Annotated in this window: 18 protein-coding genes; 1 reads left to right on the top strand and 17 read right to left on the bottom strand. The window is 35.7% G+C overall.

Annotated elements, in window-relative coordinates:
• Positions 1 to 29 precede the first annotated feature (29 nt).
• The 3 genes from yidD to ACFSQS_RS06795 form a co-directional block, all read right to left on the bottom strand.
• Complete coding sequence (yidD, locus tag ACFSQS_RS06805) at positions 30 to 251, bottom strand: membrane protein insertion efficiency factor YidD (RefSeq protein WP_388016091.1); 222 nt, start codon at positions 249 to 251, stop codon at positions 30 to 32.
• A 128-nt stretch (positions 252 to 379) separates the two neighbouring features.
• On the bottom strand, positions 380 to 2,917 hold the full coding sequence (locus ACFSQS_RS06800) for a M56 family metallopeptidase (RefSeq protein ID WP_388016088.1): 2,538 nt from the start codon (positions 2,915 to 2,917) through the stop codon (positions 380 to 382).
• Positions 2,918 to 2,919: 2 nt separating this feature from the next.
• The gene (locus ACFSQS_RS06795) at positions 2,920 to 3,279 is read right to left on the bottom strand and encodes a BlaI/MecI/CopY family transcriptional regulator (RefSeq protein ID WP_388016085.1); all 360 of its coding nucleotides are present in this window, start codon (positions 3,277 to 3,279) and stop codon (positions 2,920 to 2,922) included.
• A gap of 302 nt (positions 3,280 to 3,581) precedes the next feature.
• Here ACFSQS_RS06795 and ACFSQS_RS06790 point away from each other — a divergent pair, with 302 nt between their 5' ends.
• Positions 3,582 to 4,538, top strand: a complete 957-nt coding sequence (locus tag ACFSQS_RS06790) for a calcium/sodium antiporter (protein ID WP_388016082.1) — start codon at positions 3,582 to 3,584, stop codon at positions 4,536 to 4,538.
• Between the two features lie 302 nt (positions 4,539 to 4,840).
• On the opposite strand, the gene secDF is transcribed toward ACFSQS_RS06790, so the two are convergent.
• The 14 genes from secDF to ACFSQS_RS06720 form a co-directional block, all read right to left on the bottom strand.
• Complete coding sequence (secDF, locus tag ACFSQS_RS06785; RefSeq protein ID WP_388016079.1) at positions 4,841 to 7,834, bottom strand: protein translocase subunit SecDF; 2,994 nt, start codon at positions 7,832 to 7,834, stop codon at positions 4,841 to 4,843.
• Between the two features lie 337 nt (positions 7,835 to 8,171).
• Positions 8,172 to 8,786, bottom strand: coding sequence for a hypothetical protein (locus ACFSQS_RS06780; RefSeq protein WP_388016076.1), 615 nt, complete (start codon positions 8,784 to 8,786; stop codon positions 8,172 to 8,174).
• A 72-nt stretch (positions 8,787 to 8,858) separates the two neighbouring features.
• Positions 8,859 to 9,785 carry a malate dehydrogenase gene (gene mdh, locus ACFSQS_RS06775; RefSeq protein WP_388016073.1) on the bottom strand — a complete coding sequence of 309 codons (927 nt, stop codon included), beginning with the start codon at positions 9,783 to 9,785 and terminating at the stop codon, positions 8,859 to 8,861.
• Between the two features lie 231 nt (positions 9,786 to 10,016).
• On the bottom strand, positions 10,017 to 11,027 hold the full coding sequence (locus tag ACFSQS_RS06770) for a DUF6588 family protein (protein ID WP_388016070.1): 1,011 nt from the start codon (positions 11,025 to 11,027) through the stop codon (positions 10,017 to 10,019).
• Positions 11,028 to 11,179: 152 nt separating this feature from the next.
• Positions 11,180 to 13,129, bottom strand: a complete 1,950-nt coding sequence (gyrB, locus tag ACFSQS_RS06765; protein ID WP_388016067.1) for a DNA topoisomerase (ATP-hydrolyzing) subunit B — start codon at positions 13,127 to 13,129, stop codon at positions 11,180 to 11,182.
• Between the two features lie 510 nt (positions 13,130 to 13,639).
• A complete protein-coding gene (locus ACFSQS_RS06760; RefSeq protein ID WP_388016064.1) occupies positions 13,640 to 13,834 on the bottom strand; it encodes a hypothetical protein in 195 nt (64 codons plus the stop codon).
• Positions 13,835 to 14,160: 326 nt separating this feature from the next.
• Complete coding sequence (locus tag ACFSQS_RS06755) at positions 14,161 to 14,313, bottom strand: nuclear transport factor 2 family protein (protein ID WP_388016061.1); 153 nt, start codon at positions 14,311 to 14,313, stop codon at positions 14,161 to 14,163.
• A gap of 126 nt (positions 14,314 to 14,439) precedes the next feature.
• Positions 14,440 to 14,571 carry a hypothetical protein gene (locus tag ACFSQS_RS06750; RefSeq protein ID WP_388016058.1) on the bottom strand — a complete coding sequence of 44 codons (132 nt, stop codon included), beginning with the start codon at positions 14,569 to 14,571 and terminating at the stop codon, positions 14,440 to 14,442.
• 20 nt (positions 14,572 to 14,591) lie between these two features.
• Positions 14,592 to 14,765, bottom strand: coding sequence for a hypothetical protein (locus tag ACFSQS_RS06745; protein ID WP_388016055.1), 174 nt, complete (start codon positions 14,763 to 14,765; stop codon positions 14,592 to 14,594).
• A gap of 4 nt (positions 14,766 to 14,769) precedes the next feature.
• Positions 14,770 to 15,126, bottom strand: coding sequence for a RidA family protein (locus tag ACFSQS_RS06740; RefSeq protein ID WP_388016052.1), 357 nt, complete (start codon positions 15,124 to 15,126; stop codon positions 14,770 to 14,772).
• 146 nt (positions 15,127 to 15,272) lie between these two features.
• Positions 15,273 to 16,211, bottom strand: a complete 939-nt coding sequence (locus tag ACFSQS_RS06735) for a nuclear transport factor 2 family protein (RefSeq protein WP_388016049.1) — start codon at positions 16,209 to 16,211, stop codon at positions 15,273 to 15,275.
• Between the two features lie 119 nt (positions 16,212 to 16,330).
• Positions 16,331 to 16,666: a hypothetical protein gene (locus tag ACFSQS_RS06730; RefSeq protein ID WP_388016046.1), complete on the bottom strand. Its 336-nt coding sequence runs from the start codon at positions 16,664 to 16,666 to the stop codon at positions 16,331 to 16,333.
• A gap of 9 nt (positions 16,667 to 16,675) precedes the next feature.
• On the bottom strand, positions 16,676 to 17,614 hold the full coding sequence (locus tag ACFSQS_RS06725) for an NAD-dependent epimerase/dehydratase family protein (RefSeq protein WP_388016043.1): 939 nt from the start codon (positions 17,612 to 17,614) through the stop codon (positions 16,676 to 16,678).
• 114 nt (positions 17,615 to 17,728) lie between these two features.
• Entirely contained in the window at positions 17,729 to 18,487 is a 759-nt protein-coding gene (locus ACFSQS_RS06720) for a hypothetical protein (protein ID WP_388016041.1), read from the bottom strand.
• Positions 18,488 to 18,591: the final 104 nt, after the last annotated feature.

Below are 18,591 nucleotides of genomic sequence, written 5' to 3'. Positions count from 1 at the left end.
TGGTTTTTTAAAGCGCTCTAAACGATTATTTAAGGCACAGGATCGTAACCAGAATCTCCCCAAGGATGACACTTAAATATACGTTTTATGGTCAGCCAACCACCTTTAAAAACACCATGTTTCTTTAAGGCTTCCTTACCGTATTGAGAACAGGTTGGGTTAAACCTACAAGTTGCTGGAGTTAATGGCGATATAAACATTTGATATATCGCTATTAAAAACAAAAAGGGTGCAATAAGTAGTTTTTTCATTAGTAAAACAAAGCGCAATTATCGTGCTAGAATAATTACGCTAAGTTATAAACATATTTTTACTCGGCAAACCTTGTAAATAATTACTGCTAATTACAAGGTAAAGATTAGGTGCGAAAAAGCTAGTTTTATTTTTGTTTTATAGTAATTTCTATCACACCATCTTTGGCTTTTTTGCCGTATTTTTTTATGGCTGAAGCACCTTTAACGACATTAACGCTTTCAATATCGTTGGGATCAATACTTTCAAATTTATCTTTTTTAATTTCTTTGCCGTCTAATATGTATAAAGCTGTATCTTTTATTTTTACAATAGATTTTGGTGAGCTAATCTTTCTTATTGTTAGTATTATAGCTCCGTGTTTGCCTTTTTGACCATATTTTTTTACTGCATCTTCACTATTAAGTTGTGAAATGGATTCAATGTTTTGTTCATTAATAGAATTGAATTCTTTTTTATTTATTTCCTTTCCGTCAACTATATATAATGGTTGATGTTTATAACCATTTTTAATTTCTTGTAATAGACTAGGTTTTTCATTAAAATAGATTGTGTCTTTAGTAGCGAAAACAACATTATTATTTCTTTTTGACGCTATTTTCCAAGAGTTTTTAGGTTCATGCAAAGGCCTTCCTGTTTTAACTTTATAATTTTGATTGTTTTTACTTTCAATTATAACTACACCATTTTTTGCTTTGTCGCCGTATAATGCGGTAGCTTTTTTATCCTTTAGTATAGTGATTGATTCTATTTCATTAGGATTAATAGCATTCAGGTCTTCTTCAGGTATTTCTAAATCATCTAAAAGAATAAGTGGCTTTACGCCATTTTTTACTTTTAAAGAATTGCCAAAAACTATCGAATTTGAAGTTTGATGACCAACCACGGTTTTTAAAGGTGTTGCATTAATAGAATCCGCTACATTTCTACCAACAGATATTTTCCAAGGATTAGATTTTGATTTGATTGAATCTGTATAAACTAAAATGCCGTTAACATGCTTTTTATTGAATATAATGCTATCCGCAGAAATAACCTTGTTGCCTTCTTTAAATTTAAGATTGCCATAATATTCACTAACTTTTACGTTATTTTGTGATACACCAGCAAAACCAAAACTTTCGTTATCCTGCTCGTAAGCAAATGAATGAATAGGCTTACCACTATTTATGGTGTAATTTCCAGATCCGTTTTCGGTTTTAAATTCTGCAAAAATACCAATGATTTCATTTTTAGTATTCCGTTTTATTTTACTGAATTTTAGCGTTACGCCTTTCTCTTTTCCTCTTTTAATGGCGTCTTTAAAATCGTTGTTGGTAAAGTTTTTGGTAATGGTTACGCTAAACGGTTTAATTTCTTGATTTTTAGGGTTTTGTTTTGCTGTAGTTCGCTTGGGTTGCGTTTTAGAATTATGTGTGTTTTTACTACTGCCAAAGTCTAAGGTTTTGGAGTTTTTAAAATCAAATTCATCATTAACTGTTTTTATGTATTCAATACCTCCAACTCCGCAAGTTTCTTCGTGCTTGAAATAATAAAAAGGTTCGATTGGTGATTGATCGCTATTATATATACAACTACCACCTTCGGTTTCAAATTTTGCAATAATTTTTACAATCTCGCCTTCTGTATTTCGTTTTAACTCACTATACGTAAAAACGACATCCATATTCTGTAACTTTTTTTTGATTTTTTTTAAATCTTTATCAGACAGATTTTTTCTGAAAATAATTTTTATTCTATCACTCTCTTTAGAGATTTCCTGCTGCTCTACTTTGTTTGTAATATTAGTTGAGCTATTATTCTCTGAAACCTTTTCAACATAAACCTCTTCCGTATTAAACCCCATTAAAAACAGGGTGAGAAAAGGCAGAACCAAAGCATATTTTAAAAGATTGATTTTTTTGGATTTTGATTTGTGTAACATAACGATTCGTTTTTTGATTAATGAATTATAAAAATTATTGGTTAATGCCGTGTGATGATTAGCCACACTTGTTTTTAGTAATAAATGCTGATAACTCTTTTTGCAAGAGCTTTGGTTTTGCGCTTTATAATCGGCAATAAACTCCAGATTTTGCTGTAACTCTTTTTTATAAAACCACGTAATAGGGTTAAACCAAAACACGATAGATGCCATTTGCGATATTAAAATATCAATGGAATGGTATTGATTTGCATGCACTTTTTCATGCGCGATAATATGCTGTAATTCGTCTTTATTAAATGTATTTGGGTTATAAACAATCCATTTAAAAAACGAAAAAGGTGGTGTTTCGGTTTGGGTTTCAATAAAAGTAAATCCGTTTTGTTTGTACTTATTATTTTTTGCAATAAGTAAGGCTAAAGACCCTAATTGCACTAAAAACCGAATGAAAAATAAAAGCACGCCAACTACATATACAATAGCGCCCAATTGCCAAAAATTAAAAGGGTCTTCAGCAGCTTCAACGACGCTATAAGCATCATTTATTACAAAATTTTGGATAGGCATCGGCGTGTATTCAATATAAATAGGAATGACTACAAAAGGCAATGCAAAAGCGGCAACCAGCCCAATCAATAAAAACCAACGGTTGCTTTCAAAAAAAGTATCGCGTTGCAAAAACAACTTATAACACAGGTAAAAAATAGCAATAAGGGCACTTGCTTTAAGTAAATATTCCATGGCTATTTTTGTTTTTCAATTAACGCAATAATCTCTTTAAGCTCATCCACGCTTATCTTTTCTTCTTTGGCAAAAAACGATACCATATTTTTGTACGAGTTGTTAAAATAATTATCAATGGCCGCCATCATAAACCGTTTTTTATAATCCTCTTTAGTAACAACTGGGTAGTATTGATGCGTTTTTCCGTAAGCATTGTAAGCCACAAAACCTTTGTCTTCTAAATTCCTAATAATGGTAGATAAGGTGTTGTAATGCGGTTTATCATCTTTAATTTCAGCAAGTACATCTTTTACAAAAGCCTTTTCGAGCTTCCATAGAATATGCATAATTTCCTCCTCTTTATTTGTTAGTTTTTGCATTTTACAGGTATGTTTTTCATTTCCGTGAAAACGAAAATGGTATTGATTTTTATTTGGGCGTCTCCCCAAAAAAGGGGTCGGGCTATCACTACTCGCTTCCTCTCCCGAAGCGTCGGGAGCGGCGAGCTCAAACATGCCGTTCTATCCCTAACGCAACACAAATATATAACTATTTTTATAGTTATACAACTACATTAGTAGTTATTTAACTAATTTTTAAGTTCTCAGAACCTGTTTTAAAAATCATAAATCAAAAATCGTAAATCGTAAATTGTTATATTATCTTCGCAAAAAAAATATTTATGAGTATCCTTTTGGTTATCCTTGGTTTTGTTTTGTTGGTTGTGGGCGGCGAGTTTTTGGTACGCGCTTCGGTAGCCTTATCATTTAAGTTTAGCATCTCTAAAATGGTAATAGGCATGACTGTGGTTTCTTTTGCAACCTCGGCTCCAGAACTGTTGGTAAGTTTACAGGCGGCACTTTCAGGGTCTCCGGCAATAGCCATTACCAATGTGGTGGGCTCTAATATTGCCAACATTGGTTTGGTATTGGGCATAACCGCCATGGTTGGCTCTATAGCCGTAGATAAATCGTTTTATAAACTAAACTGGCCCGCTATGATGCTTTTTTCTGCAGCAGCATATTATTTTCTAGTAAACGACAGTTTGCTATCGGCCTTCGAAGGCGCTATTTTATTTGCAGGTCTTATTGTACTAATGCTCATATTTATACGAAACACAAAAAAAGACAATGCTGTAGAAGATGTGGACGACAGTTTAGCAGTTGTATCCAATTTTAAAATTGGCTTATGGCTGTTAATTGGAGCAACGGCACTCTATTTTGGTAGCGAATGGCTGGTAAACGGCGCAAAAGACATTGCAACCACAATTGGCGTAAGCGAAGCCGTTATTGGTGTATCGCTTATTGCCATTGGCACCAGTGTACCTGAATTAGCGGCTTCGGTTATTGCAGCCGCCAAACAAGAAAAAGCACTATCTCTTGGCAATTTAATAGGCTCTAATATTTTTAACATTGGTTCTGTATTGGGGTTAACTGCCATTGTAAAACCTATTCCTATTCCTAAAGACAGTCCAGAAATAATGGCAAGTCAAATTTATTGGATGCTTGGTTTCGCTTTTGTATTGTTGCCCATGATTTTTATACCAAAGCGTATGCAAATTGGCAGAATTAAAGGCTTTTTGCTGGTATTTGCCTATGGTATATTTATGTTTTTAGTATTTACCAAAAGTAAGTTTTAATACAACTCTTAAAAGTTTATGTAGTCCACCAAAGCCAAAACATAATAGTTTTTTAACTTTATTTGGGTAATACCACAATAATTAAATTTTTATCGAGAATACTAATTTTTAAACTTTAAATGGGTTCTCGTTACTTCTCACCCATTCAAGGTAGCTGGTGCCAAAACATATTTTTATTTCGACAACTCTAAACCACTACTGCCTCTTGGTATTATTTTTATTGAAATATACCAGGGATTATAAATAAAAAAAGCCTATCGGTTAAAACACGATAGGCTTCTTTACATAAAGAAAAATTTGAGTTAGTCTTTCTTCTTTTTTCCTTCTAATTTATTTACAGAATCGTACATTATTGGAGTTGCTATAAACAACGATGAATACGTACCCACAATAACACCTACTATTAAGGCAAACATAAAGCCTCTAATAGAATCGCCACCAAAAATAAAGATGGCCAATAACACGACTAAGGTGGTTAACGATGTATTTAGCGTTCTACTTAATGTACTGCTTAACGATACGTTTACTACTTTATTGAATTTCCAGGAGCTGTGCTCGTTAAAAAACTCACGAATTCTATCGAACACTACCACCGTATCGTTTAAAGAGTACCCAATAACGGTAAGTATGGCTGCGATAAAGGCTTGGTCTATTTCCATACTAAACGGCATAAACTTGTAAGTTAACGAGAATACGCCCAATACAATTAACACATCGTGGAAAACTGCCGCTACAGCACCTAGCGAGTATTGCCATTTCTTAAATCGCATTAAAATGTATAGGAACACAACAATTAAAGAGCCTAAAATGGCCCAAAATGATGCTTGTTTAATATCATCGGCAATCGTTGGGCTTACTTTGTAATACTTCATTAATCCAACTGTTTTTGTATCGGCATCGCTAATAAAATCTTGGTAAGTTACGCCTTCCAAATGTGGTATTAATGCTGTGTAGAGTGCTTTTCTTAGCTCTTCGTCAACTTCTGCTCCGGTTTCGTTTACTTTATATTTTGTTGTGATTTTTAACTGATTGGCATCACCAAAGGTTTTTGCGTCTGCACTACCAAAAACTTCAGGTTGCGATAATACATCGGTAATTTCGGTAGCACTAATATCTTGCGCAAAACGCACTTGGTAAGTTCTTCCTCCAACAAAATCTACGCCTTGATCCAATCCGTTTGTAAATAACGATCCTAAACTTACCAATATAAATACTCCTGAAATAATAAAGGCAACTTTACGCTTCTTTAAGAATTCAATATTGATATTTCTGAAAAGGTTTTTGGTTAATGCAGTTGAGAAATCCAATTTCCCACCTTTGTTTATATACCAGTCCACTAATAACCTGGTAATGAATATGGCAGTAAATAAAGAGGTACCAATACCAATTAACAAGGTAGTTGCAAACCCTTTGATTGGGCCTGTACCAAAAATAAACAATATTAAAGCGGTTAAACCGGTTGTAATGTTTGCATCTAAAATAGATGATAAGGCATTGCTAAACCCATCTTTAATAGCTTCTTTTTGGCCTTTGCCTTTTACCAACTCTTCGCGAATACGCTCAAATATAAGTACGTTGGCATCAACCGACATACCAATGGTTAATACAATACCTGCAATACCTGGCAATGTTAAAACAGCTCCTAAACCTGATAAAATACCAAATATCAATAAGATGTTTAATAGCATAGCTATATCTGCAAAACCGCCGGCTTTTCCGTAATAGAAAAACATCCAAACCAATACCAATGCCAAGGCTATCATAAACGATTTGGTGCCACTATCTATAGCTTCTTGACCTAATGAGGGACCAACAACTTCACTTTGAATAATATCTGCCGATGCCGGTAATTTACCCGCACGAAGTACGTTTGCCAAATCTATGGCTTCGTTTAAAGTGAAATCGCCTGAAATAGACGAACTTCCGCCTGCTATTGGTCCTGTAGTTACGCCAGGGGCAGAATATACAATGTTATCTAATACAATAGCGATTTGACTGCCTTGGGTGTAAGCCTTACCCGTCATTTCTTCCCAAATCTTAGCACCTTTTGCATTCATTTGCATAGATACTTCAGATTTTCCAGTAGGTCCAAATTGGTTACGGGCATCGGTAACAACTGCGCCACTTAATGGTGGTACGTTTTCGCGGTTACCTACCAAAGCATATAAATCTACCAGTTCGCTATCTTTATCTGGTTTGCCAAATGCAAATTTTGTGTAGCGCTGCTCTGCTGGCAACAAAGCCCTAACTTGTGGCAAGCTTAAATAATTTAAAACCGTTTCTTTATCTTTTGACAGAAAACGTGCTATTACCGGGCCACCTTGGTAGCCTTGGCCTTTAATTAAATCGAATAGTGGGTTTACCGTGGCAACCGCAGTAGAATCGGTTTCGGCCTCTCCCAAAAGGGCATCGATTTGAGAGTCTTCGGCGTTTTCTTCATCTTGCGATTCTGCATCATCGGCAACCTCATCAACTTTAACAATATCCTTTAAAACCTCGTTGGACTGTACCAAAAACGGAAAGAACTGTTCGCCTTTGTAAGCATCCCAAAACTCTAATTGTGCGGTACTTTGCAATAATCCCGTTGCACGCTCAACATCTTTAACACCTGGCAATTCTACCAAAATACGCCCCGAGTTTCCTAAACGCTGGATGTTTGGCGAAGTTACCCCAAACTCGTCGATACGTTTGCGCAGTACCTCGAAAGCCGATACAATGGATTCGTCAATTTTGGTTCTAATGATGCCTTTTACATCGTCGTCACTCATAGAGCCATCTATTTCACCATCTAAGGCTTTGGTGTAAAATATATCTGGCGAAGCTAGTTTTGTATCGCCCTTTATTTTATCGAAAGCTATAAAAAAGTCTTCCAGATAAGTGTTTTGGCTATCTTTTTGAAGTTCTGTAGCATCGTCAAGGGCCTTGTTGAAAACAGGGTCTTTGGTGTTGTTTGCCAACCCTTTTAAGATATCTTTAACCGATACTTGCAAGATTACGTTAATACCGCCTTTTAAGTCTAACCCAAGATTCATGGCTTTTTGCTTCACTTCGTTATAAGTAAATTTGGCTACGCCCAATAAATTATAAACGGTATCGGTGGCTTTAGACTCTAGGTAATTTGCCTCTTCGGCACTCCTTTTTGCCCTGTAGTTCTCCTCTGTATCTGCTATTTTATTTATAGCGATTTCCTGGGCTTCACTCTCAATTTGATTGGCTTTAAACGTGAATGATAATTGATAAATGCTTACCAAACCGAATAAAAGCGCAAACAGTTTTACTAATCCTTTGTTTTGCATGTTGTGTTTTTTATGTCTTGATTTTCCGCCTTGGCGGGAATAACAAGTTTAATGATTTGCAAGGCTTTTAACCTTGCCCAAAAATTCATTTATTTTAAAAATCGAGCAAATATAGAATTTTATCGCTGATTCTTACAATTTTTATGTTTTAATAATTTTGATGTTTTTTGTTGGTGCCCTTTGTCGATTCTAGCTAATTCAGTCCTTTTTTAGTATAATTTGTAAGGCGAATTGGTTTTGTTTAACAACCTGTTACCTATACGGTTTCTATGGTTTATTAAGAAATATAGGACTTTAAACAAGCGCAATATTAAAACTCGACCAATATTTTTTGGGCTTATACCATTGGGCCTGCCCTAACCTGTGGTATTTTGTATGAAGTGCTGTGCAGTGCAATAGCTACATTGCCATGTATTTTACCAGTGTTTTTTTTTACCTTATGGTTAATGTTTACGGTGTTAAAAAAAGCATAGCTGTTTGGCTTGCTAAGTCTGTTGGTGTCCTGTTTAGGCTCAATAACGGAAATACCGTTTAAATCCCACTCTGCACCGCTGCCGTTTTGGATTTCGTAAATATCGAGATTATAGCTAACGGTATTTTCATCAAAAGGAAGATTTGAAGAGTTTTTATTTTGATGGCTAAAAGCATAATCTAAAGTGATATTTTTTTCTTTTGAAAACGTTGCCTTTATACTTTCAATATCGGTATCGCTATAATAGGTAATAATTAGCTTTCTGCTTTCCTTTTCCTTGATTTGAATATTGCTTACCCCTAAATCCTGCAGTTGCCTTTTTACAATGGCTATGGTGTTTTGGCTGGCTTTAGCTGTTATGGAAGCATCTGTAAATTGAAGGACAATTTCTTGATTTGCCAACGGTACCTGTTGCTGGGTTAAAGCTCCAAACAGGCTAAGTATAATTATTAAAGCACCAATGCTCCATTTTGCTTTCATGCGCCAAATATAAAAAATAAAGACTGTATTTCTACAGTCTTTACATAAATATCTATTTTACAATGCTTAATCTTACAGATCCAGTAAACCATTAGTCTTTTTTACGCCTTCTGCACTTTGTTGTAAGTGTGCTTTTTCTGCATCGCTTAAGGGAACATCGACTATTTTTTCAATACCGTTTTTACCCAATATTACGGGTACGCCAATGCACAAATCGTTTAAACCGTATTCACCATCTAACAAGGTTGAACAGGGATACATTTTCTTTTGGTCGCAGGCTATGGCTTGTACCAATCCGGAAACCGCAGCTCCAGGAGCGTACCAAGCAGAGGTGCCCAACAATTTGGTTAGTGTTGCTCCACCAACTTTGGTATCTTCTTTTACTTGGTTTAATCTGTCTAGGCTTAAAAATTCTGATACTTTTACACTGTTACGTGTAGCATGCGAGGTTAATGGCACCATTCCGGTATCGCTATGCCCGCCAATAACCATGCCGTCTATATCGCTAATTGGAGCTTCCATGGCTTCGGCTAACCTATATTTAAAACGGGCCGAATCCAGAGCGCCTCCCATTCCTATAATTTTGTTTTTTGGCAAACCTGTTGATTTATGAACCAGATACGTCATGGTATCCATTGGGTTGCTTACCACAATGATAATGGTGTTAGGAGAATGCTCTATTAAACTTGATGCTACTGTTTTTACAATTCCGGCATTAATACCAATTAATTCTTCGCGAGTCATTCCCGGTTTACGCGGAATACCCGATGTAATAACACAAATATCGCTGTTTGCCGTTTTGCCATAATTATTTGTAACGCCTGTAATTTTAGTATCAAAAGCGTTTAAAGATGCACATTGCATTAAATCCATTGCTTTACCTTCGGCGTAGCCTTCTTTAATGTCTAACAAAACAACTTCTGAGGCAAAATTTTTAATCGCAATATATTCTGCACAACTTGCGCCTACTGCACCTGCTCCTACTACTGTAACTTTCATAAATTTATGTTTTTAAATGATTTGTAATGGGTTATAAATTCTAGTTAAAAGTCATTATTTATATTGATTTAAAACATGACTTTTGTTTGTTTTTAAAACTCTTAAGACTTGATTAACAAAAGTATGAATTTATACGTTGTTAAACCATAAATTATTTAAAATTAAGGCAAATGAAAAGTGCAGGACTAATACCCTGCACTTTAAAACGAACTAAATATTTAAACACGTAAATTACCTAAAGCTAAATGCAATTCCTGCCGATGCTGTATTGTATTCCTGAAGTGTATAATCTGCAAAAATTTTAAAAAACCCAAGACTTAATCTTAGCCCTAAAGTTGTTCTTAGCCCGCTGGCTTTAAAATCTAGATTTAACGGGTCTGTTATGGACTCTGTAATTGTTGGGCCTGCTGCTACGGGCGTGTACTCTAAATTATAAGTTCCCAGCATTTTCAATGTAGAACTGCCACCGCTGTAACCTACACCTCCATATATGTTAATTATTGGGAAGTTTAACGATGCTATGGCTTGTGCTGTAAAAGAATTTAATTTAAAATTTGCCGATTGGTTTTGCCCAGGAATTGAAGTTCCGTCCATGTTGTAATTAACATTGCTTGAAGTATATGCTGCTAATAAAGAGACATGCAAAGGCAATTTATCCAATGGCCCAAAAATACTTGTTATTTCTTTTTTAAGCCCTAGGCCTAATAATTTTCCTTTTACATCGTCGCTACCTACTTCTGGCACTAGACGCAACATAACATCAAACTTATAAGGCAAGCCCAAGCTTACTTGAACAGCAGGGGCTGGCACCGCATTTACAGGTAGGTCGTCTTTAATGCCTGAGGGCATTGCAAAAGAAGCGGTAACAGCTTGACCTTGAACCGTAGTGCCTACAAGCATTTGTGCTCCATCTCCAGAGCCTGCAAGACTGGGGCTAGTTGAAGAAGCCGATGTAATATTTCTTAGCCCTAAATTGGCAAAAGTAATTAGCTCGTCTTGCTTAGGAACCATTGAGGCGTTTAAGCCTATAGAAATATCGAACCCCAATTTTTTATGAACTTTAGCCGTATGGTACCAGCCGCTGTTCATTCCATAAATTAAACCTGTCATGGCTGGTTTTACATAAGCTGCTGTTAACTTATTGGCATCGCTTCTTGCGGCCAATAATATACTTTCTAATTCTTGGGCTTTTGATATTTGAGTTGTTATACAAAACAACGTAAGTAGCATTAATTTTTTCATTGTAATAAATTTGGTTAGGACAAATGTAATAAAGATTTTATAAAAACACCATTTAATCGATAAAATTTCACACTTAAGCGATATTTTTTATAAAAAAAATCCTGATACATTAAAATATCAGGATTAAATAAAAATTTATTTCTATTAACTAATTACGCATCAATATTGGCATATAGGGCGTTTTTTTCAATAAAGTCTCTTCGTGGCGGCACTTCGTCTCCCATTAACATTGAGAAAATTCTATCTGCTTCGGTACCGTTATCTATTTGCACTAAGCGCATGGTTCTAAACTCAGGGTTCATGGTGGTATCCCAAAGTTGTTCTGCATTCATTTCACCAAGACCTTTGTAGCGTTGTATTTTTGAACTTTCTCCAAACTCTTTTATGATAGCGTCGCGTTCTTTATCAGACCAAGCATATTGCTTTTTAGCACCTTTTTTAACTAAATACAAAGGTGGTGTTGCAATATAAATATGTCCTTTTTCAATAAGCTCTTTCATATACCTAAAAAAGAAGGTTAATATTAAAGTTGCAATATGGCTACCATCAATATCGGCATCACACATTATCACTACTTTATGGTAACGTAATTTTGAAAGGTTTAAGGCTTTACTGTCTTCTTCGGTGCCAATTGTTACACCCAATGCTGTGAATATATTTTTAATTTCTTCGTTTTCAAAAACCTTGTGCTGCATGGCTTTTTCAACGTTAAGTATTTTTCCGCGTAGCGGAAGGATGGCTTGAAATGCTCTATCTCGGCCTTGTTTTGCGGTTCCGCCTGCCGAATCTCCCTCTACTAAGAACACTTCGCATTTTGCAGGGTCCTGCTCGGAGCAATCGCTTAGTTTTCCGGGTAAACCACCAATGCTCATTACGGTTTTACGTTGTACCATTTCGCGTGCTTTTTGCGCGGCATGACGTGCTTGGGCTGCAAGAATTACTTTTTGCACAATGGTTTTGGCATCGTCTGGATGCTCTTCTAAATAATCGGTTAACATCTCTGAAACGGCTTGACTTACCGACGCAGATACTTCTCTGTTGCCTAATTTGGTTTTTGTTTGGCCCTCAAATTGAGGCTCTTGTACTTTTACCGAAATTATGGCTGTTAAGCCCTCGCGGAAATCGTCTCCGGCAATATCGAACTTTAGTTTATCTAACATGCCAGAGCCATCGGCGAATTTTTTAAGGGTGTGGGTTAAGCCGCGTCTGAAACCCGATAAGTGCGTTCCGCCCTCGTGTGTATTAATGTTGTTTACGTAAGAGTGTAAATTCTCTGCATAAGATGTATTGTAAACCATGGCCACCTCGACTGGCACTCCGTTTTTTTCACCTTCAAAAGCAATAACGTCTTTCATTAAAGGTTCGCGAGTGGCATCTAGGTATTTTATAAATTCTTTAAGCCCTTCTTTAGAATGAAAAGTTTCGCCTTCAAATTCGCCATCTTCTTTTTTGTTTCTTTTATCAATTAGGTGCATGGTTATACCTTTGTTAAGATACGCTAATTCGCGTAATCTACTGGCCAAGGTATCGTAGCTATATTCTAAGGTTTGGGTAAAAATTGTAGAATCGGGCTTAAAGGTTACTGTGGTTCCTCTCTTATCGGTTTCGCCCACTTGCTTAACGGGGTACAGGGGCTTACCTCGCTCGTATTCTTGCTCGTAAATTTTTCCGCCACGGTAAACCGTTGCTTTTAGAGATTGGGACAGCGCATTAACACAGCTAACTCCAACCCCGTGCAAACCTCCGGAAACCTTGTACGAATCCTTGTCGAACTTACCACCGGCGCCAATCTTGGTCATAACCACTTCGAGTGCAGATACGCCTTCTTTTTTATGCAAATCTACAGGAATTCCACGACCGTCGTCTTCGGTAGTTATCGAGTTATCTTCATTAATAATAACGGTAATATTGTTACAATGGCCTGCCAAAGCTTCATCAATGGAGTTGTCAACAACCTCGTAAACCAAGTGGTGCAAGCCTCGAATACCTACATCGCCGATATACATAGATGGGCGCATACGCACATGCTCCATACCTTCTAAGGCCTGAATACTATCTGCCGAATAATTATGTTTGTTGAATTCTTCTTTGTTTTCGCTCATTTTATGTTTTTTAAAATCTAGTTCTGAATTTTTTTCACAAAAAAGGACACTCTTTAAAGCATCCTCTTGAATACAAACAAAGATACAAAATTATAAACTCTGTTAAAAGCTTTTTAACGGGTTTATGCAATAATTATCAACAATTTGTTAATTAAGCTAAAAACGCCTTAAAACAGCTAAAAAGTGCATTAAAATTGATTTGGGTGATTTTAAATATAGAGTTAAAACCCAAAAATATACAAAAACGTGTTTAAGGGTGTTTTTTACGCCTAATATAATGGCTGCCTTTGGCACTATGCGCAATTTAGTTTTTTTGAAGATAAACCCTAATGCTTTTAATAAAAATTTCTTGAAATGGACTATCTTGGAGGTAGTCCCGATAGTTATTAAGGATCTGGAAAACAACTCTAAACGCTTATGGATATTGGAAACCCCAAGACAGAGCCTCGAGGATTTTTTTTTCGATTAAACGAATTAATATTGGGTTGGTTTTACCACAAAAGCCTGTGTTTAAAAGCTAACCGGCATGGATACGGTTATAGGTTCTAACACCGTGTGCTTATCTTTTTTAACTTTTAGTGATGGATTATTTAAAATGGATCTAAATTTTTCCATATCGGTAACTTCCATTATCAATACTATGGAATTTGGATCGTCGGTATCCTGAAAGGTTTTAAGGGCTGGATATAGCAGGTGCGAATGCATCAAGTCTGTCTTGAAGACCGTTTAACCAAGTGTTAAAATTGCCTACTCTGTGTCTGGTTACAATGGTTTGTTTCATAATTTTTGAATTTATTTATTAGAGCCTACTCTTGTCGGTTTCCTGCTTGCCGGCCTTTAGATTTGCATTTTAGGCTACATCTATTATGATTATGATGTTTAATGCGGTTTAATAAAGCCATAACTCTTATTTGAAAAAATGCTTTAGTTGTTTTTAGCTTATGTTTACATCGTAAAATCTTACTTTTAACTAATTCTTTTAATCAATTTTAGCGCTTTCATTTTTACAAATTTTATTTTCTTAAACCCTATTATTTTTGCTCTGCATCAGCCAATTTCTTGGTATCCACATACTGCTGAAAAGCGATAACTTTTCCATTATTAAATGCCCATAAATGAGCCGCTTGGGCGTTATAGGCTTTGCCTGTTGCTTTATTTTTTGCATCATATCTTAAAGTAGCCAACTCTTTATTGTTGCTGATATCGTGCAGTTCGATATCTGCTAAATTAAAATACTAGTGGTCGGCTCCAAGACGTGCAAATACACCGTTTAAAATAGCGTCTGGACCTCGATATGGATTGCCATCTGCTTATCTATTTCCTTCGGCTTCGTTCCATTCAATGTTGGGGGAGGCCACATTGCCGAGAACCGTAGGTATATCGCCTGCTGCGAATGCTTTATAAATCTTATCAATAATTTGGATGTTTTTGTTATTTTTCATGATTTTTTTTAGTTGATTTATTAATTAGCTTTATGCACTTCCAGTTCAATTTCTATCATAAATTCTGGAATTGCCAATTCTTTTACGCCAAGCCAAGAACCTGTTGGGAATTGTTCGGTGTAAATTTTAGTTCTATAGGCAGCCGCTTCTAAAAACTTTGGCATATCTGTAGTAAAAATATCTTCCTTAACCACATCGTTAAACGTGCAGCGGTAATGTTTTAAGATGGTAATGTTTTAAGATTTTTTCTAAATCGGCGTAACAGTTTTTCATTTGTTGTTCCAAATCGCCAATGGCGGTTGGGTTGCCTTCATCGTCCATACTTACAGCTCCCGATATTTTAATGGAATTCCCGATTTTTACCGCATGCGAATAGCCATAGGCTTTTTCTACTTCTGGCCGTAATAGGAAATATTCTGGTGTTTCGCTTTTAAAATGTGCAATGGCCTCAATATTTTCTTCTTGTGTAACTTCTTTTACTTTTTCATTACAACTTAAAACTGAAATTGTAGTGATTAAAAGAATTCCTAGTAATACAAGTTTTGTTTTCATCATTACCATATTCTTATTTATTAATCTCTGTTTTTTTAGTATGTTTTAAATGTTCATCTTTTTGTTGTTTTATGCTGAAACAATACATCCTTTTTGAAAAACTGTTTACGCCGTTTTAAATTAAATTTACATTAAGTCATTACAAAGCTTTATTTAGCATTTAACAAGGACTGGCTATAGTAGAGTATGTGGGAGGTTATTTTGCCATCGGCATCAAAACTACTGCTGGCGTGTAAAGGCAATTGCATTTCTTTTTTGTCCGATTTACGCACCAAATGATAATTCCACCACGACAACACCTCGCGCCCATTGTCCAACTCGTATTCCAGATAATCGGGGTAACCTACCATCTCCATATTTTTTATTTCAAAATCGTTTAAGAATTGTTGCCAGCTTGCTTTGGCTTCTGCTTTGTTTTTTACCACTCCAAATTCATCATTAATATCGTAAAATGTAGCATCGTCGCTAAAGTAGCTCATGCATTTGTCCACATCTAAATTTTCGAAGGCATAAAAAGCTTTTCGAATGGTATTTATATTATCGTGGTGATTATAAATGGTACCGTTGGTTCTGTCTGAAAAACTTTGTCTGAATTCGGTAAAAATACTTTGGTTAAAATAGTTGATAATTGTTTGGATTTTGTTGTCTTTGTTCACCACAAAAAGCCGATGCATGGGCGATGAAAATTTTACACCTGTGGTTTTATGAACACCTTTAAGCATATCCCAGGTTTGCACCCATACCACATCGTCTTTATTGTCTTTTTTATATTGGATAGCATCTGGATAAGCACCAGGGAAATCGGCTATAGAAAAATAATCCAACTCGTTAAACCAACGGTAAGCCCCTTTAATAAAGGCTGCTTTTTCTGTTCCCTTAGCGTTTGGATTGGTAGAAAGCCCGTTGTAAGCTTTAAAATCATTGGTTAATAAACTGGCTATTTTTGTGGTATCGCCACTTACAAAAGCCTTGGTGTAAGTTTCAACAACATCTATAGCTGGATGTTCTATATAAACCGTTCCGTTCTTTTTTTGGGCAAAGGCGATAGTTGAGCCCATTAAGACGAGCATTAAAATTATTTTTTTCATATTGTTTTAAATTTATGCCTGCTTAAGCAGACGGGTTAGTTATAATTCTGTTTCCTTTCTTATTCAGAACATTTGTATGTTTTGTGCTAAAGGTTGTATTGTTTTGGTTTCCATCATTTTTAATATAAAATGTTGTCAAATACTTTTTCTAAATAGCGCTCTTTATTTAGGAATTTTTTATCTGAATGAAAGATTTCTAAAATTTCCTGTTTTAATTCCTGAAGCTCTTTTGGTGAGTATTCGTGATGGTTAATGGCATCTTCAATTTTCTCAAAACACCTATCTTCTTCATCACAAGAAAATTCGTTATACAACTTATTAAAGGTTTCTTGATCTGTTTTAGACTTGATCAAAGCCATTTCTTCTTCAGATTCGTCATTGTCTATTTTGGCGCAAAGCATCAGAATATAAATTTTGAGCTCTGCTTTTGTCCATTTGGTTAATTCGTTTTTCATGGTAACTAATTAAGAGTTATAATCTTGTAATGTTCGTTTTACTGATTGAAAAGTTACACCCAAGCCTTGTACTGCCTTTTGATTTTGATAAATGACTTTAGGTGAATTTTTTGATGCTTTATTATTCAGCATTAATCCCACATCTGAAATGGGGTAACTTTCACTACTAAGCAAATAGTTTTTACCGTGTAATCCGGAAATTGTCGCAGCCTTATAAACACTATACCCAACATCTTTTACGTTAACAATAGCCATTTCTGCATCAATATCATAAAGCATTTGTATGAAGGCATTGGGCACTAGGTTGTTTTTTATTACATACTGCAAGCCCGTTGATGTTGAATCTGCTCTTTGCGACAACGATTTACCAAAAACGGCAACTGGCGAAACACTGGTAATTTCGAAATCGAGTTGAGTATGTTTAGCAATAAAATTATTTACTGTTTGGTTTGCCATAAATTTTGCCTGGGCATACGGATGGCTGTCTGCACTCATAAAAGGCGTATCGGTTTCATTAAAAGTATCGGCTTGATTTCTTCCGCTTGGGGGCAAAGGAAAATTGGTGTTAAATGCCGCAACCGATGCTATTACAACCACTTTTTTAACCGTTGAAACCCCCTTAACTACCTCTAAGAAATTTTCGGTTCCTTTAATGGTGGGATCAATCAATTCGGTTTTTGCATCTTTAAAGTCAAGCTGAAACGGTGTGCCACTATGCACTAAAATATCGCAATCTGAAACAAACTCACTTAATTGCTGTTTGTGCGTTACATCTAACTCGCAGATATGTAAGTTTTCAGCATTTTTTAAATACATTAAGTGCTTATATTTATTCTCGTTAGAAATATCTGTTGTTGAAGCCTTAACCTCGAAGCCGTGTTCTAAAAATATTTTGGTAATGTGGCTTCCTATAAATCCTGAACCACCAATGATGCCAACTTTTTTCATGATATATTTATTTTTATGGACTTGATTACGACAACCATGGTGTGGGATTTATTAAACTTTATTTTTTTTAAAACCTACCGAAACAAATGCCCCAGTAGGTTTTGGTTTGGTTGGTTATTGTTTTGCTGTATAAGCTAGGTCTGGTCTCATTCTACCGGTTTTTACCTCGTATTTATCGAGAAGGATAAACATTTCTGAAAACAATTTTTTACCCTCTGCACCTAAAAGCGTATCGTTTTCGTCTGATGTTTTTGCGTAAGACTGCTCGTCTTTTGCAGAAACAGAAGCCAGATAATAGTCGCCCATGGTGCCAAATCCACTACGGTACATTCTAAAATATTCCTTAGAACCTTTTTTCTCATAAAGGGCTTTTATTTCTTTTATTTTTGTGTGAAGTGCTTGCGCATTACTGGGCGTTACATAAAGGTAATGCCATTTGCGGTAATCTTTCCCAGGCGTATTAGACATTAAACCATTTGGCATATACGAGAGGTCTTCTATTAAATGGACCATATAGTCGCCATGTTTATCGTAACAGGCATCAAATCGTTTAAAAATAGCCCTGAAATTTTCTTCTCCCATTTTCTCCATTAAAGGTGCAAGTGGGTTTTTATCAAAATCGGCCATATTTTCAATGGGTACAATACTTATATAAGTGCCGTTATCTACTCGAGCTGCTGCCCAATTTGCATCTTTTAGTTCGTGTTTTTTACAAGCCTCTACAAAGTCTTTGGTTACTTTTTCGTATTCGGCCTGTTTTGATGGTTTTACTTGGTCTTCATGAACCCAAAACGATTGGTTTTGTGCATTCGAGAGGATTGGTGTTAGCATTAAGAGAACGGCTAACAAAATGGTGGTTTTAATGGTTTTCATGATTAATAGCGTTAAAATGGTTAATTAATTAAGAATCACTATTGATTCTTCAACTAAATAACTGATAATCAACATCAAAACAAACCAGTTTAGGACGAAACAGC

Origin of the sequence: Gelatiniphilus marinus, assembly GCF_042684345.1 — a bacterium.
GTDB classification, from domain to species: Bacteria; Bacteroidota; Bacteroidia; order Flavobacteriales; family Flavobacteriaceae; genus Gelatiniphilus; species Gelatiniphilus marinus.
This window is presented reverse-complemented; position numbering and strand designations above follow the sequence as displayed.

Excerpts from the sequence above, each read along its gene's own strand:
- ACFSQS_RS06730 (WP_388016046.1), bottom strand. The coding sequence starts at position 16,666 with ATGAAAAACGAATTAACCAAATGGACAAAAGCAGAGCTCAAAATTTAT.
- ACFSQS_RS06725 (WP_388016043.1), bottom strand. The coding sequence starts at position 17,614 with ATGAAAAAAGTTGGCATCATTGGTGGTTCAGGATTTATAGGAAGCCAC.
- gyrB (WP_388016067.1), bottom strand. The coding sequence starts at position 13,129 with ATGAGCGAAAACAAAGAAGAATTCAACAAACATAATTATTCGGCAGAT.
- ACFSQS_RS06750 (WP_388016058.1), bottom strand. The coding sequence starts at position 14,571 with ATGAAAAATAACAAAAACATCCAAATTATTGATAAGATTTATAAAGCA.
- ACFSQS_RS06760 (WP_388016064.1), bottom strand. The coding sequence starts at position 13,834 with ATGCATTCGCACCTGCTATATCCAGCCCTTAAAACCTTTCAGGATACC.
- ACFSQS_RS06740 (WP_388016052.1), bottom strand. The coding sequence starts at position 15,126 with ATGATGAAAACAAAACTTGTATTACTAGGAATTCTTTTAATCACTACA.
- ACFSQS_RS06735 (WP_388016049.1), bottom strand. The coding sequence starts at position 16,211 with ATGAAAAAAATAATTTTAATGCTCGTCTTAATGGGCTCAACTATCGCC.
- ACFSQS_RS06780 (WP_388016076.1), bottom strand. The coding sequence starts at position 8,786 with ATGAAAGCAAAATGGAGCATTGGTGCTTTAATAATTATACTTAGCCTG.
- secDF (WP_388016079.1), bottom strand. The coding sequence starts at position 7,834 with ATGCAAAACAAAGGATTAGTAAAACTGTTTGCGCTTTTATTCGGTTTG.
- ACFSQS_RS06720 (WP_388016041.1), bottom strand. The coding sequence starts at position 18,487 with ATGAAAACCATTAAAACCACCATTTTGTTAGCCGTTCTCTTAATGCTA.
- ACFSQS_RS06790 (WP_388016082.1), top strand. The coding sequence starts at position 3,582 with ATGAGTATCCTTTTGGTTATCCTTGGTTTTGTTTTGTTGGTTGTGGGC.
- ACFSQS_RS06770 (WP_388016070.1), bottom strand. The coding sequence starts at position 11,027 with ATGAAAAAATTAATGCTACTTACGTTGTTTTGTATAACAACTCAAATA.
- ACFSQS_RS06800 (WP_388016088.1), bottom strand. The coding sequence starts at position 2,917 with ATGGAATATTTACTTAAAGCAAGTGCCCTTATTGCTATTTTTTACCTG.
- yidD (WP_388016091.1), bottom strand. The coding sequence starts at position 251 with ATGAAAAAACTACTTATTGCACCCTTTTTGTTTTTAATAGCGATATAT.
- mdh (WP_388016073.1), bottom strand. The coding sequence starts at position 9,785 with ATGAAAGTTACAGTAGTAGGAGCAGGTGCAGTAGGCGCAAGTTGTGCA.
- ACFSQS_RS06795 (WP_388016085.1), bottom strand. The coding sequence starts at position 3,279 with ATGCAAAAACTAACAAATAAAGAGGAGGAAATTATGCATATTCTATGG.